General features: G+C 62.7%; 17 protein-coding genes. 8 read left to right on the forward strand and 9 right to left on the reverse strand.

All coding sequences use genetic code 11. The annotated features are described in order from the left end of the window. Positions 1-169 precede the first annotated feature (169 nt). From C8D77_RS13650 to C8D77_RS13665, 3 genes are all read left to right on the forward strand, one after another. A complete protein-coding gene (locus C8D77_RS13650) occupies positions 170-1,447 on the forward strand; it encodes a polyhydroxyalkanoate depolymerase (protein WP_109663548.1) in 1,278 nt (425 codons plus the stop codon). Positions 1,448-1,704: 257 nt separating this feature from the next. Next, positions 1,705-2,322, forward strand: coding sequence for a transglutaminase-like cysteine peptidase (locus tag C8D77_RS13660; RefSeq protein WP_109663552.1), 618 nt, complete (start codon positions 1,705-1,707; stop codon positions 2,320-2,322). 349 nt (positions 2,323-2,671) lie between these two features. Beyond that, on the forward strand, positions 2,672-2,908 hold the full coding sequence (locus tag C8D77_RS13665; RefSeq protein ID WP_109663554.1) for a hypothetical protein: 237 nt from the start codon (positions 2,672-2,674) through the stop codon (positions 2,906-2,908). A gap of 86 nt (positions 2,909-2,994) precedes the next feature. Here C8D77_RS13665 and C8D77_RS13670 read toward each other — a convergent pair whose 3' ends face one another. From C8D77_RS13670 to C8D77_RS13685, 4 genes are read right to left on the reverse strand one after another with little or no spacing between them, the layout of a single operon-like run. After that, the gene (locus C8D77_RS13670) at positions 2,995-3,363 is read right to left on the reverse strand and encodes a helix-turn-helix domain-containing protein (RefSeq protein WP_109663555.1); all 369 of its coding nucleotides are present in this window, start codon (positions 3,361-3,363) and stop codon (positions 2,995-2,997) included. After that, entirely contained in the window at positions 3,360-3,890 is a 531-nt protein-coding gene (locus C8D77_RS13675; RefSeq protein WP_109663556.1) for a Smr/MutS family protein, read from the reverse strand. Before C8D77_RS13675 ends, C8D77_RS13670 begins: the two co-directional genes overlap by 4 nt. Then, complete coding sequence (gene mltA / locus C8D77_RS13680; protein ID WP_109663557.1) at positions 3,887-5,011, reverse strand: murein transglycosylase A; 1,125 nt, start codon at positions 5,009-5,011, stop codon at positions 3,887-3,889. The genes C8D77_RS13675 and mltA overlap by 4 nt, the downstream gene beginning before the upstream one ends. Before the next feature lie 24 nt (positions 5,012-5,035). After that, positions 5,036-5,743 carry a Tim44/TimA family putative adaptor protein gene (locus C8D77_RS13685; protein ID WP_109663559.1) on the reverse strand — a complete coding sequence of 236 codons (708 nt, stop codon included), beginning with the start codon at positions 5,741-5,743 and terminating at the stop codon, positions 5,036-5,038. A 217-nt stretch (positions 5,744-5,960) separates the two neighbouring features. Here C8D77_RS13685 and C8D77_RS13690 point away from each other — a divergent pair, with 217 nt between their 5' ends. Both C8D77_RS13690 and secB read left to right on the forward strand, forming a co-directional pair. Continuing rightward, on the forward strand, positions 5,961-6,461 hold the full coding sequence (locus tag C8D77_RS13690) for an FxsA family protein (RefSeq protein WP_109663561.1): 501 nt from the start codon (positions 5,961-5,963) through the stop codon (positions 6,459-6,461). A 133-nt stretch (positions 6,462-6,594) separates the two neighbouring features. Beyond that, a complete protein-coding gene (gene secB, locus C8D77_RS13695) occupies positions 6,595-7,095 on the forward strand; it encodes a protein-export chaperone SecB (RefSeq protein ID WP_109663564.1) in 501 nt (166 codons plus the stop codon). Positions 7,096-7,218: 123 nt separating this feature from the next. On the opposite strand, the gene dnaQ is transcribed toward secB, so the two are convergent. From dnaQ to C8D77_RS13720, 5 genes are all read right to left on the reverse strand, one after another. Continuing rightward, positions 7,219-7,923, reverse strand: a complete 705-nt coding sequence (dnaQ, locus tag C8D77_RS13700) for a DNA polymerase III subunit epsilon (protein ID WP_109663566.1) — start codon at positions 7,921-7,923, stop codon at positions 7,219-7,221. Between the two features lie 177 nt (positions 7,924-8,100). Beyond that, positions 8,101-8,706 carry a dephospho-CoA kinase gene (gene coaE / locus C8D77_RS13705; protein WP_109663568.1) on the reverse strand — a complete coding sequence of 202 codons (606 nt, stop codon included), beginning with the start codon at positions 8,704-8,706 and terminating at the stop codon, positions 8,101-8,103. Further along, on the reverse strand, positions 8,703-9,545 hold the full coding sequence (locus C8D77_RS13710; RefSeq protein WP_109663571.1) for a shikimate dehydrogenase: 843 nt from the start codon (positions 9,543-9,545) through the stop codon (positions 8,703-8,705). Before C8D77_RS13710 ends, coaE begins: the two co-directional genes overlap by 4 nt. Further along, a complete protein-coding gene (locus C8D77_RS13715) occupies positions 9,538-10,137 on the reverse strand; it encodes a Maf-like protein (protein WP_109663573.1) in 600 nt (199 codons plus the stop codon). Before C8D77_RS13715 ends, C8D77_RS13710 begins: the two co-directional genes overlap by 8 nt. Positions 10,138-10,269: 132 nt before the next feature. After that, the gene (locus C8D77_RS13720; RefSeq protein WP_109663575.1) at positions 10,270-11,091 is read right to left on the reverse strand and encodes a pyruvate, water dikinase regulatory protein; all 822 of its coding nucleotides are present in this window, start codon (positions 11,089-11,091) and stop codon (positions 10,270-10,272) included. Positions 11,092-11,496: 405 nt separating this feature from the next. Here C8D77_RS13720 and hemE point away from each other — a divergent pair, with 405 nt between their 5' ends. The 3 genes from hemE to rho all read left to right on the forward strand — a co-directional run bounded on the left by hemE (position 11,497) and on the right by rho (position 14,504). Further along, positions 11,497-12,528 (forward strand): uroporphyrinogen decarboxylase, encoded by a 1,032-nt coding sequence (gene hemE, locus C8D77_RS13725; protein WP_109663577.1) that lies wholly within the window; start codon positions 11,497-11,499, stop codon positions 12,526-12,528. Then, positions 12,528-13,064, forward strand: a complete 537-nt coding sequence (gene hemJ / locus C8D77_RS13730) for a protoporphyrinogen oxidase HemJ (protein ID WP_109663579.1) — start codon at positions 12,528-12,530, stop codon at positions 13,062-13,064. Before hemE ends, hemJ begins: the two co-directional genes overlap by 1 nt. A 174-nt stretch (positions 13,065-13,238) precedes the next feature. Next, on the forward strand, positions 13,239-14,504 hold the full coding sequence (rho, locus tag C8D77_RS13735; RefSeq protein ID WP_109663581.1) for a transcription termination factor Rho: 1,266 nt from the start codon (positions 13,239-13,241) through the stop codon (positions 14,502-14,504). Positions 14,505-14,528: the final 24 nt, after the last annotated feature.

Consider the following 14,528-nt stretch of genomic DNA (forward strand, 5'->3'; position numbering starts at 1 on the left):
GCCGGCTGGCGCCGTTCAGGGCCGATTCCCAGTGGCTTGAACCAAAGAAGCATTGGTCACGCCACGTGACGTATTGCATCGCAGCAATTAGTTGTTAACCTCCCCGCGAGACATTTAGGCTCGGCGCTGCTCGTCGTCCCTTCGGTCGCAGGCAGCAGCGGGGTTCTTAATGTTCTACCAGCTCTATGAAATGAACCACGCCGCCTTGCAGCCGGCGCGTCTCTATGCCGACGCGGTGCGCCTGTTCTACTCCAATCCGCTCAATCCGTTTTCCCACACGCCCTGGGGCCGTTCGGTCGCGGCGACCGCCGAATTGTTCGAGCGCACCACGCGCCGCTACGGCAAGCCGACCTTCGGCCTCAACAAGACAGTGGTCGACTGGAAGAGCGTCGAGGTCACCGAGAAGACCGTCTGGTCGAAGCCGTTCTGCAAAGTCGTCCGCTTCGAACGCGCCATTCCCGCCGGGCGCCGGCCGGATCCGAAGCTTTTGATCGTGGCGCCGATGTCGGGCCACTATGCGACGCTGCTGCGCGGCACGGTCGAAGCCATGCTGCCCTATGCCGACGTGCACATCACCGACTGGGTCGATGCCCGCATGGTGCCGCTGGCCGACGGCAGTTTCGATCTCGACGACTATATCGACTACATCATCGACATGCTGCATGCGCTCGGCCCCGACACCCATGTGATGGCAGTGTGCCAGCCTTCCGTGCCGGTGCTTGCCGCGGTTGCGCTGATGGAAACGAAGGGCGATCCCTTCGTGCCCTCGACGATGACCTTGATGGGCGGGCCGATCGACACCCGCAGCAACCCGACCGCGGTCAACCTCCTGGCGCAGGAAAAGGGCATCGACTGGTTCCGCGACAATGTCATCATGCAGGCGCCGTGGCCGGTGCCGGGCTTCGGCCGCGAGGTCTATCCAGGCTTCCTGCAGTTGTCCGGCTTCATGAGCATGAACCTCGACCGCCACATCATCGCCCACAAGGACTTCTTCATGCACCTGGTGAAGCATGACGGCGACAATGCCGAGAAGCACCGCGACTTCTACGACGAATATCTGGCTGTGATGGACCTGACGGCGGAGTTCTACCTGCAGACCGTCGACACCGTCTTCGTGCGCCAGGCCTTGCCCAAGGGCGAGATGACGCATCGCGGCACCAGGATCGATCCGTCGGCAATCCGCAATGTCGCCCTGTTCACGGTCGAGGGCGAGAACGATGATATTTCCGGCCTTGGCCAGACCAAGGCGGCGCATGATCTGTGCCCCAACATCCCCACTGAGCGGCATGCCCACTACATGCAGCCGGCAGTCGGTCATTACGGCGTGTTCAACGGCTCGCGTTTCCGCTCCGAGATCGTGCCTCGCATTGTCGACTTCATCACCAGCTATGGGCGCCAAGAGCGTGTTGCGGTGAAGCCGAAGCTGGTGCGTACCGCCAAAAGATAATGAGCATCGCCCAAAAGCATGGTCACGGGCTGACCCGAGGGCGTAGCTATTTTGGGAAATGACGTCCCTGGAACAAAGCTTAACGGCGCCAATCCGGCCAATTGATCGTCAAAACCGGCCGGCTGGCCGATTCTGTTGCACAATAGACGCGGTGCTGCCCCTCGGGTAACCATGCCGACAATCCGACCGTCGTCGTAATTGACACGGACTGTAAATCCCCCTTAACCTTTCGTTAATAACAAGGGTGAGCGGGGACAATGATATCCTCATCAATGGCACGAAGGCTGCGCGTGTATGTGGCGGCCGGGCTGGCAGTAACGGGAGGCTGGGTGGCGCCGGCTTTGGCGGCCGGAGCGATGGCGACCGGGGGTCTCACCTCGCAGCCGATCGGCCACTATGACTTCTGCAAGCTGCATCCGGGCGAATGCTCTATCCGTCCGACCAATCTCGCGCCGGCCCCGATGACCGACGGGTTGATGCGCAAGCTCCTCAATGTCACCGCCAGGGTCAACGCCGCCGTCAAGCCGATGAGCGACATGGACATCTACGGCAAGGACGAAGTCTGGGCCTATCCCGACAACGGCGTCGGCGACTGCGAGGACTACGTGCTGGAAAAACGGCGCCAGCTTTCGCGCATGAGCATCTCGCTTGCCGATCTTCTGATCACCGTGGTGCGCAAGCCGGACGGCGAAGGCCATGCGGTGCTGACAGTGCGCACCGACAAGGGCGACTATGTGCTCGACAATCTGACCGACAAGGTCAGGCCATGGGACGCGACCGGCTACCGCTTCCTCAAGCGGCAGGCGATCGACAACACCGGCCGCTGGGTCTCGATCCGTGGCGGCCAGCAGGTGCTGGTCGGCGCGGTGCAGTAGGAAGCTTCGAAGCACGATCGCGCTTTCGCCAAATAGCCGAGGCCGGCGCCGCCCCTCATTATCCTGCCGGACATTTCTCCCCGTATAGGGGCGGGGAGAAAGACGCTTTCATCGCGCTTTCGCCAATCATCAACGTCGCAAGCGCCAACGGCGCGGCTATACCCTTCTCCCCGTCACAGTGACGGGGAGAAGGTGCCGGCAGGCGGATGAGTGGCAGCGCGACGTCTGCCAATATTTCCCCCCGCGAACGTTACCACGCCCCGAATGAATTTTCGCACTTCTCCATGAACCATTTCGCTCCGGCCAACGACACACAGCCGTGAACCGAAACCAACCATGGAGACTTCAGATGACTGCTTTTCTGCGAAACACCCTTCTCGCCGCTATCGCGGTGTCGAGCCTAGCCGGATCCGCTATGGCAGATCAGACCACCAGCTGTGCCAAAACCAACCTCAACGACCTCTGGGCTGGCCGTTGTTGCAGCGCTGCCGGGGCGTCGGACTGCCTGGGCGGCGGAAACAATGGCCACGACCATAGCGACAAAGGTGGCCGGGGAAACAATGGCGGCACGGCCGGCAAGAAATGACCACTGTTGACCGCCGGCGGGCTCTTCAGGTGAAGTGAACGCCGGCGCCACTAGGGGAACTCAGGCCCCTGGCACGAGCCGGCGAGTTATGGCCGCCGGCCGAGCGCCGCGCGGATCGATGCGGTGATGCGGCGAAGCTCCGCTTCGTCGAGTTTTTCGATGTTCTCGGCCAGGAGATTGGCCAGCTCGGTGGCAGCCGGGTTCAGACCCGACGTGTCGAGCTTGACGCGCGGGTGCGAGGCTTCGGCCAGCCGCGCCAGCTCCTCGGCGTCGTCCCATATGATGTTGAAATAGCCGATGATCTTCTGGATCAGCGTCCAGGTCGGCGCGCCGCGCCTGCCATGTTCCAGCGCCGACAGATAGGCGGCGCTGACGCCGATCGCCGCCGCCATGTCCTTCTGGCTGACACGGCGTTCGCTTCTGAGCGTCCGCAGCTTCTCGCCGAACGGGGTCATGAACGCACCCGCCGCAGCCGGATATAAAGCGCGCCCGAACCGCCATGGTTGCGCGCGGCATGGTCGTGGCTGGAGACAAGCGGCCGGAAGGCAGGCGTCGACAGCCAGGCGGGTACGGCGCGCCGCAAGACGCCATCGCCACCGGAGGACGAGCCCTTGCCGGTGATGACCAGGACATAGCGGATGCCGCCGGCATGCGCCCGGTGCAGGAACGAAAATAGCAGCGAATAGGCCTCGTCCTGCGTCATGCCGTGCAGGTCGACGCGGCCCTCGATCGGCAGCCGGCCTTTCGACAGTTTATCCAGCGTCGGCTCGTCGAGGCGGTGCGTGACATGCTGAGCCTTCGGCTTTGCGGTCCCTGCGGCGTTGGTAGCGGCCAGCGCGGGCTGCGACTGGCTTGGCTTGGCTTCGGCAGCAATTTCGGGGACGTCGACTGCAGTCCTGCCTTTGAGCGGCTTGGCCGTGCGCGCGACCAGGTTCCACAGAACCCGGTCGTCTTCGCTCAATTTGTCTGGGCGCCGGGTCATCGATTCGCACCCGGAATGAGCACGCGCGGCACCAGCGCATAAAAATCGGCCGCATTGCGCACCACGCCGGCGATCTCGCCGGCCGCGTCGCCGGAGCCGGCGAAGAGATCACCCCGCGCCGGCCCGGTGATGGCCGAACCGGTGTCCTGCGCGATCATCAGGCGCCGGAACGGTTCTGCGTCGAAAGCGGTCAGTGTCGGGGCGTCGATGTAGAACGGCGTGCCGAATGTGTGCAGCAGGCGGTCGACGGCAATGGAGCGGCCCGGTGTCAGCGGCACCTTGGCGGCGGCGATCGGGCCAAGGGCCGCGTCCTCGACATCGGCCTCGCGGAAGAAAATGTAGGAGCGGTTCTGCCACAGGATCTCGTCGATGCGGTCGGGGTGCGCCTTGAACCAGGCGCGGATCGACTGCATCGTCACTTTCTCGAGCGGGATCTCGCCCATCTCGCTCAGGATCTTGCCGGGCCCGGTAAAGCGCTGGCCGGATTTGGCGGCATAGGTGACGCGGGCAAGCCGGCCGTCGGTCATGTTTAGTCGTGCAGCACCCTGCACGTGAATGAAGAAGGCATCGACCTTGTCAGCCAGCCAGGCGATTTCCAGGCCCTTGCCATCAAGCGCGCCGCGCTCGATCGCGCCGCGATCGAAATAGGCGACCGGCCCGTCCGGCGTCTGCCGCGCGAAAGCGAGATACGAATCCATTCCAGACGGCCGGTTGGCGTCGTCGATATCGACGAGATCGGCGGGGCGCGACAGCAGCGGCACCGAAAAACGGCCCGTTCGCACCGGCGAGGCTTCGACCACGGGCTCGTAGAAGCCGGTGACGAGGCCGGCGACGCCATTCTCGGCGCGGATGTGCGCCGGGACAAAATGGCGCTCGAAGAAGGACCGGGCTCCCTTTCGATCTAGAAATGGCGGCCGATTCGTCGGCGAAACGGAACGGGCCTCGGCGTAGGATTCGGCAAAGGCGTCGAAGTCGACGCCGAGCGCACCGCTGCGATAGGGTCTGGTCAGGACATGAAAGGCCGAGCGGCGAAAGGCTTCGAAGGCCGCCAGATGGTCGTCGTCCTCCCAGCCGGGGAGGTCAGCGAAAGATTTTCCGACAAAGAGGGACGATAGCGACACCGGAGCCTCGCCGCGTATCCGAACTCAGTCTTCTTCCTCGGTGGCGACGAGCTTCCAGTTCGGATCGCGCGAGCGCGTGTCGCGGGCGAAGGTCCAGACATCCTTGACCTCAGCGACAGTTTCCGGATCGCCGTCGATGACGGCGCCGGCCTTGTCGCGGGTCGCCGAAATGAGCTCGCTGATGATGCGCAGCGTGACATGCGCCTCGCCGCCCTTCATCTCGGCCGAGACGATGTCGGCCTTGTCGATGCCGACGAAGGAGGACTGGATCTTTTCCGCCTTGGCCTCGCGCTCGCCAATCGCGGCGACAAAGCCGTCAAAAACCTCGCGCGACAACAGGTTCTTCAGCGTTTTGCGGTCGCCGTCGGCATAGGCCATGACGATCATCTCGTAGGCCATCTTGGCGCCGTCGACAAAACCCTTCGGCTCGAAGGACGGGTCGTTGTCTTTGATCGTGCGCAGGCCCTTATTGAGGTCGGTGTCGGGCTTAGCAAAAGCGTCGATCGCCGCATAGGTGTCGGCCGCCGCCGGCTCACCCGGCAGACGCTTGCGCGGCAGCGAAACGACATTTTCGGATTTCTGCGCGGCATCCTTGTCGCTGCGGGCCGCCGTGTAGGGATCGAAGGGCGGCCGTTCGCTGCCGGTACGACGGCCCAGCACATTGCGCAGCTGGAAAAAGATGACCACCGCCGCAATCAGGAAGAAAATCGTGCCGAAGTCGAAGAATCCCATATCTTCCGCCAATCAATCCCTGCCTTGTGGCCGGACCGTCAGGCCCAATGGCCGCGGTCGCATAGCGTTCAACATTCAAAGCATATAGAACGCAAGGCGCAATCATTCAAATCAAAGGCAGGCATACCTATCTAACAGCCTCAGTGCCAGCGGCGATTGCTCGCCGACGGCCAAAACAATCGAAACAGCCAAAACGATCGAAAAAGGTTGGCAAGACTTGCGCATTCCGTTCCTTCCGCTTTTTCTCCTGGCACTTCCTCTGCTGGAAATCGCCGGCTTCGTGGTTGTCGGACGCCAGGTCGGCGCCTTGGCGACGGTCGGCCTGGTGCTGGCGTCTGGTATCGCCGGCGCGCTGTTGCTCCGGCATCAGGGTTTCAGCGTCATGACGCGGATCCGGACCGAGATGGACGCCGGCCGCGATCCAAGCCGGCAACTGGCGCATGGCGCCATGATCGTGCTGGCGGCGATCCTGTTGATCATTCCCGGCTTCATCACGGATATTATCGGCCTGCTGCTGTTCCTGCCGCCGATCCGCGACCTCGCCTGGCGGGCGTTGAAGGGCCGCGTCATGCTGGCCACCAATTTCTCGACCGGCGGCTTCCGCGGCCGGCAACGCGACAAGACCATCGACCTCGATGACAGCGATTATTCGCGCAGCGACGACTATGCGCGCGGACCGGACCACAACTCGCCCTGGCGCCGCCTCAAGGACGAGTAGGGACGCCGCACCCTTGCGTCATCCCGGGACGGAGAAGCAAGGCGGCAAACCTTGTCTTGTCATCCCCGCCATGGTAGCGAACGCCCGATTTCAATTCGGTCAGCGACGCTGCCCAGGCAAGAGGACAAGGCTTATGGCCAGCAAAGATGACGCGCCGGTCGGCGCAGCCAACGGAAACGGCAATGCGGCGCAGCCGTCGCTCAACGTGCTGGCGCAGTATGTGAAGGACCTTTCCTTCGAAAGCCCCGGCGCGCCGAATTCGCTGCGTGGCCGCGACAAGGCGCCCGGTATCGCCATCAACGTCAACGTCAACGCCAACCCGCTCTCCGACAAGCAGTTCGACGTCAACCTGACGCTGAACGCCAAGGCGTCCTTCGATCAGGAAGTGCTGTTCAATGTCGAGCTGGTCTATGGCGGCGTGTTCGCCATCAGCGGCTTCCCGCAGGAGCACATGCTGCCGATCCTGTTCATCGAATGCCCGCGCCTTTTGTTCCCGTTCGCCCGCCAGATCATAGCCGAGGCAACCCGCAACGGCGGCTTCCCGCCGCTGATGCTCGACCCGATCGATTTCGCGCAGATGTTCCAGCAGAAGCTGGCCGAAGACCAGGCGGCCACCAAGGTCAAGGTGAGCTGAGGCCTGCCAGCCACGAATTGTGAAAAACCCGGCCTCGCGCCGGGTTTTTTGTTTTGGGGGGCGCCGGAGAGATATAGCTGAGACGCCGACGGGACAGCGCGAAGGATCGCTACGGAACGTACTTTAGTTCCCGACAACCTTCAGCCACAGCGCCTTTTCGCCAAGCGTGGCGACCATGCCGGCATGCGCGCCGCGCTCGGCTTCGGTGAGGCGCGGCGGCAAGGGTGCCGGCCGCTGGCTGATGACAATTTCGATCTGGCGGACATTCTCGTTGCCCCGGGCCGGCGCGGTGGCGCTGTCGAGGACGAGGGCCGCCTGCTTGCCGCCGATCAGCTCGATATAGACCTCGGCCAGCAATTCGGAATCGAGCAGGGCGCCGTGCTTGGTGCGCCTTGTGTTGTCGATGCCGTAGCGCCGGCAGAGCGCGTCGAGCGAATTGGGACCCATCGGATGCTTGCGGCGTGCCAGTGCCAGCGTGTCGACAACAAGGCCATTGTCGATGACGGGGTGACCCAGCCGGCCGAACTCGACGTTGAGGAAGCCGATGTCGAACGTCGCGTTGTGGGCGACCAGCTTGGCGCCGTCGGTGAAGGCCAGCCACTCCTCGACGATTTCGGCAAAGGTCGGCTTGCCCGCGAGGTCCGCCTCGCTGATGCCGTGCACGGCCTGCGCCTCGGCGTGGATCGCGCGCCCTTGAGGGTTGATATAGTGGTGGAAGGTCTTTCCGGTCGGGAAGCGGTTGACCAGCTCGACGCCGCCCAGCTCGATCACGCGGTCGTCGCGCGAATCGAGGCCGGTGGTTTCCGTGTCGAAGATGATCTCACGCATCGAATCAGGTGCTCCAAAGGAGCAGAATCATGAGACCGGAACAAAATGGCAATGGCCAATGCTGACGACCTGCCGCATGTCCCCGAAAATCGGTACCGATTTTCGGAAAGGACATGCGCAAAATCAAAGTGCTACAGCGTCCTTTGCGCGTCCAAACGGACGCGCGGCGCTGTAGTGTCAGGAGCCTGCCTTGCCGGACTTATCCCCGGAGAGTTCGGCGATGATGGCTTTGACCGCCACCCGCGCGGCGTCCAGCCCCTGGCCGGTGTCTACGACAAAATCGGCCTGGCGGCGCTTTTCCACGTCCGGCACCTGTTTGGCCAGGATCGACGCCAGTTTTTCCTCCGTCATGCCCGGCCGCGCCAGCACGCGTTCTCGCTGGATTTCAGGTGGCGCGGTGACGACGACGACCTTGTCGACGCGGCCACGACCGCCGGTTTCGAACAGCAGGGGGATGTCGAGGACGGCGATCGGCGTGCCTGATTTACGATGCCTGACCAGGAAGGCATCGGCGTCGGCGCGCACCAGCGGATGGATGATCGCCTCGAGCCGCTTCAGCGCGGCGGCGTCACCGAGCACACGCGCGCCAAGTTTGGTGCGGTCAACCACTCCGGCAAATGTGGTGCCAGGAAAGGCCGCCTCGACCAAAGGTGCTGCCTTGCCGGCATAGAGGCGATGCACCACCTCGTCGGAATCGTGAACCGGCACGCCGGCCTCGGCGAACATCTTGGCCGTGGTCGACTTGCCCATGCCGATGGAGCCGGTGAGGCCGAGCACGATCATGGCTTCGGCACCAGATCGGCAACGATGAGCGCGCGCAGTTCGGCCGTGACCTGCGGCCTGACACCGAACCAGCGTTCGAAGCCGGGCACGGCCTGATGCAGCAGCATGCCGAGGCCGTCGACCGTCTTCAGCTTTCTCGCGCGCGCCGCCGCAAGCAGCGGCGTTTCCAGCGGCACATAGACGATGTCGGTGACGATGGCGTGGTCCGGCAGCAAAGCGGGATCGGCCGACAGGCCCTCATTGCCGTGCATGCCGAGGGCGGTGGTGTTGATCAGCAGGCCGGCATCGCCAAGCAATTCGCTGGTCACCGCCATGCCATGCGCCGAAACGCCGGCGCCGAAACGATCGCTCAATTCTATAGCCCGGGCCAGCGTGCGGTTGACGATGCGGATGTCGGCAACGCCGCGCTCCTTCAGCGCATGGATGACCGCGCGCGACGCGCCGCCGGCGCCAAGCACGACCGCCGGGCCCTCGCTCGCCCAGCCCGGCGCATGATCATCGAGATTGGCGGCAAAGCCGTGCGCGTCGGTGTTGCCGCCCCACAGGACTCCGTCTTCGAACCACAGCGTGTTGACGGCGCCGATTTCTTGCGCCGCCTGGTCGCGGCGTTCGGCCAGTGCGAAAGCCGCCTCCTTGTGCGGGATGGTGACGTTGCCGCCGCGGTAGCCGTTTGCCTGCAGCGTCTTAACGAAATCGGCAAAGTTTTCCGGCGCGACATCGATGGCCTGGTAGCTGCCGTCGATGCCATGTCTGGCCAGCCAGTGGCCATGGATCTTCGGCGAGCGCGAATGCTTGACCGGATGGCCGGTGACGAAGGCCTTCTTGGTCGCGTCAGCCATCGATGGCTCCCAGCGTGCGCAGTTCGGCCAGCAACGGTAACAGCGGCAGGCCGACAATGGTGAAATGATCGCCCTCGATCTTGTCGAACAGCTGGATGCCTTCGCCCTCGATCTGGTAGGCACCGACGCTCGACAGCGCCTTGGCGCCGACGCGGGCGAGGTGGCGGCCGATGAAGGCGGGGTCGAGCTTGCGCATGGTCATGCTGGCGATGCCGACATGACGCCACAAAACCTTGCCGTCGCGAACCAGCACTGCGGCGCTGTTGAGCTGATGGGTCTTGCCGGAGAGTGCCAGGAGATGACGGCGCGCGCCTTCCCTATCGGCCGGTTTGTGGAACACCTCGTCGCCGAGCGACAGCGTCTGGTCGCAGCCCAGCACCAGGGCGCCCGGCTTGCGCTCGCTGACTTCGGTGGCCTTCGCTTCGGCCAGCACCAGGGCAACATCCTCGGGCGAGACACCGCTGTCCTGCAGAGGCGCCTCGAGTGCACGCTCGTCGACATCGGCCGGAACCGCCTCGACGTCGACGCCGGCACTGACGAGCATTGCCTTGCGGAACGGACTGCCCGAAGCGAGGATGATTTTCTCGGTCATGGTTCGTGCGCCTGATTACCCGTCCAGTTGCCGTCGGGATGTTCATCCAAGTAGAAAACCGTTGCGCCCGTCGGGCACTGTAACTTTCAAGCGACGTAGCGGTGGGGTGTTGGCGACGCGCGGCGGCTCCAATTATCGGTTCTTTCCCCGCAGGGCAACGATCGCCGCTGCCGTTTCCTCGATCGAGCGACGGCTGACGTCGATCATCGGCCAGCCATGGCGCGTGCAGATCTGGCGGGCGTAGGCGAGCTCTTCGGTAATGGCGGCGCGGTCGATATAGTCTGATGCCTCATAAGAGCTGCTGTTGCCGAGGATGCGGTTTTGCCGGACGTGCGAGATGCGCTCGGCGGTGGCGATCAACCCGACGATCAGCGGCGTCTTGGCGTTGACCAGGCTTTCCGGCACCGGCACGCCGAGCACGATCGGGATGTTGGCGGTCTTGATGCCACGGTTGGCGAGATAGATGCTGGTTGGCGTCTTCGACGTCCGCGAGATACCGATCAGCACGACATCGGCATCGTCCATATTGAGCGGCAGCTGGCCGTCATCATGGTCCATGGTGAAATTGAGCGCATCGATGCGACGGAAATATTCAGCATCGAGCACGTGCTGGGCGCCTACGCGCCGGCCGGCCGGCGTGCCGAGATAGGATTGGAACACGGTCAGCACCGGCTCCAGCACCGACACACAGGGCAGGCCCATGGTCGCACACCGCTCGTCGATGCCGCGTGCCAGCTTCTGGTCGACGACCGTATAGAGGATGATGCCGGGCTCCTCCTCGATGTCCTCGAACACTTTCGCCACCTGCTTTTCGGTGCGGATGAGCGGATAGATGTGCTCGATGGCACGCGCATCCTTGTACTGCGCCGAAGCCGCCCGGCCGGCGGCGAGCAGCGTTTCGCCGGTCGCGTCGGAAATCAGGTGCAGGTGGAAGAAGCTCTGGGGTTTGTTCACAGGGGGTCACCTGGGGCTGTGGGCTTCTGTGGATAAAGCGGGATGAAAAGACGGGTCGGTCGGAGGCGACTGTATCAGATGGCAGTTTGTCCACAATTCGATGCGCTGTCAGCTTCGTCGGGCGGCTGGGGACAAGTTTGGGGACCGGTTTTCTTGCCCTGCTTCTGTCCACAGGGCCGGTTTTTCCCGGAGCATCCTAAGGCTTTGACTCCAGTAGCGGATTCCAAACTATCCCCAGAGCCCTACATCCGGGAGAAAGAAGCGCGCGACAATATGCTTGCTGGTGTTTTTCGGGGCAAAGCGGGACAGGTGACAACCACCACAACCAACAGACTCTTAGAATCAGAAGAATCTTAGATATAAGAATCTTTAAGATTATAGAGGGCTGGGAGAGGCGAGCGTTCGATGCCCAAAAGCCGGATCATGCTGGACGTCCTCAAGGGCGAAGCGGTGTTTCCGCCTCCGCTCTGGATGATGCGTCAGGCCGGGCGCTATCTGCCGGAGTATCGTGAAACGCGCAGACGGGCCGGGTCGTTCCTCGATCTCTGCTATGATCCCGACCTTGCCGTCGAAGTGACCTTGCAGCCGATCGAGCGCTTCGGCTTCGATGCCTCGATCCTGTTTTCCGACATCCTTGTCGTTCCGCATGCGCTTGGCCGCGACGTTCGCTTCGAAGAGGGAAGAGGGCCATTGCTGGCGCCGATTACGGCACCGGAGATATTGGCTCTGGAAAGCAAGGTGTTTCACGTGAATCTCGAACCGGTCTACGAGACGGTTCGCCGCTTGCGGGTCAAACTGCCCGACGAGACAACGCTGATCGGCTTCTGCGGCGCGCCTTGGACGGTGGCGACCTACATGATCGCCGGCCATGGCACGCCCGACCAGGCGCCGGCACGGCTGTTTGCCTATCGCGAGCCGGTGGCGTTCCAGCATTTGCTGAAAGTGCTTGCCGATCATTCGGCCGCCTATCTCATCCGCCAGATCGAGGCGGGTGCCGATGTGGTGCAGATTTTCGATTCCTGGTCCGGCGTGCTCGATGACGCCTCCTTCGACCTGTTTTGCGTGCAGCCGGTGGCGGAGATCGTGCGTCAGGTTAGAGCCGTCTATCCCGATGTTCCGATCATCGGCTTTCCCAAGGGCGCCGGCGCGCGCTACCAGACCTATCGCCGGAAGACCGGCGTGACGGGTCTGGGGATCGACTGGACGGTGCCCCTGGAGGCGGCGAAGGAATTGCAGCACTCGGGTGCGGTTCAGGGCAACCTCGATCCCTTGCGCCTCGTGGCTGGCGGCAAGGCACTGTCCGACGGCGTCGAAGCGATCCTGAAGGCGCTGGGAGACGGACCACTGATTTTCAATCTCGGTCACGGCATCACGCCGGAGACGCCGATCGCCCATGTCGAGGCGATGGTGAAACAGGTGAGGAGCGCGACACGCTGATGGCTCAGATGAACAACACGAATAGCACCGGGCAGGCGATGATGCGCATGGTCATTGGCATAGGCGTTCTGGTTGTGCTTACCGCACTTTTGTATTTCGCCGCTCCCGACAGTTTTTATCCCTGGGCCAAGGCGATCCACATCCTCGCCGTGATCTCATGGATGGCAGGCATGCTCTATCTGCCGCGGCTGCTGGTCTACCATGCCGATGTAGAGAAGGGTTCGGTGCAGTCGGAGACCTTCAAGGTGATGGAGCGGCGCTTGCTGCGCGGCATCATCAATCCGGCGATGATCGTCACCTGGGTGTTCGGCCTGTGGCTGGCATGGAAGGGCTTTGGTTTCCAGGGCGGCTGGCTGCACGCCAAGATCGGTGCGGTGCTTTTGCTGTCCGCCGTTCATGGCTATCTGGCCGGCGCGGTACGCAAATTCGCCGAGGACCGCAATGAAAAACCCGCCAAGCACTGGCGAATCGTCAACGAGATCCCCACATTGCTGATGATCGCAATCGTGATCCTGGTTGTCGTCAAGCCGTTCTAGGCCTGTTTGGCCCATAAAACGCAGCTTGCTCTTTCACCCGACCGACGATAAAAGACGGGTCTTCCTTCCCGTCATGCGCCGCCCCTCATTGCTTTCGGCCGCGCCCGGCATTTGTCGCATCCCGCCGATATTTTCCCAAAGCTTACCCAGACTCCATCTATTCAAGGTCCGTCTATGCAAGAAATGAAACTCGCCGAGTTCAAAAACAAGAAACCACCAGAGCTGATCGCTTATGCCGAATCGCTCGAGGTCGAAAACGCCAGTGTCATGCGCAAGCAGGAGCTGATGTTCGCGATCCTGAAGAAACTGGCCGCACAGGACGTCGAGATCATCGGCGACGGCGTGGTCGAGGTGCTGCAGGATGGTTTTGGTTTCCTGCGCTCAGCCAACGCCAACTATCTGCCAGGTCCCGACGACATCTACATTTCGCCGTCGCAGATCCGGCGCTTTTCGCTGAAGACCGGCGATACGGTCGAAGGGCCGATCCGCAGCCCGAAAGAGGGCGAGCGCTATTTCGCGCTGCTCAAGGTCAACACGATCAATTTCGACGATCCCGAAAAGATCCGCCACAAGATCCACTTCGACAATCTGACGCCGCTGTATCCGACCTCGCGGCTTAAGATGGAAATGGAGGTTCCGACCTCCAAGGACATCTCGGCCCGCGTCATCGACCTGGTGGCGCCGCTCGGCAAGGGCCAACGCGCTTTGATCGTGGCGCAGCCGCGCACCGGCAAGACGGTGCTTTTGCAGAACATCGCCCACTCGATCACCACCAACCATCCCGAATGCTATCTGATCGTGCTTCTGATCGACGAGCGGCCGGAAGAAGTGACCGACATGCAGCGCTCGGTGAAGGGCGAGGTCGTCTCCTCGACCTTCGACGAGCCGGCGGTGCGCCACGTACAGGTCGCCGAAATGGTCATCGAGAAGGCCAAGCGGCTGGTCGAACATGGCCGCGACGTCGTCATCCTGCTCGATTCGATCACCCGTCTCGGCCGCGCCTACAACACCGTGGTGCCGTCATCAGGCAAGGTGCTGACCGGCGGTGTCGACGCCAACGCCCTGCAGCGCCCGAAGCGCTTCTTCGGTGCTGCCCGTAACATCGAGGAAGGTGGTTCGCTGACCATCATCGCCACCGCGCTGATCGATACCGGCAGCCGCATGGACGAAGTCATCTTCGAAGAGTTCAAGGGCACCGGCAATTCGGAAATCGTGCTCGACCGCAAGGTTGCCGACAAGCGCATCTATCCGGCCATGGATATCCTCAAGTCCGGCACCCGCAAGGAAGACCTGCTGGTCGCTCGCCAGGATCTGCAGAAGATTTTCGTGCTGCGCCGCATCCTGGCGCCGATGGGAACCACCGACGCGATCGAGTTCCTGATCGACAAGCTGAAGCAGACCAAGACCAATGCGGATTTCTTCGATTCGATGAACACGTAAAGGTCAGGCCGAAACTTTCCGGCC

It is taken from the genome of Mesorhizobium loti (assembly GCF_003148495.1).
Taxonomy (GTDB): Bacteria; Pseudomonadota; Alphaproteobacteria; order Rhizobiales; family Rhizobiaceae; genus Mesorhizobium; species Mesorhizobium loti.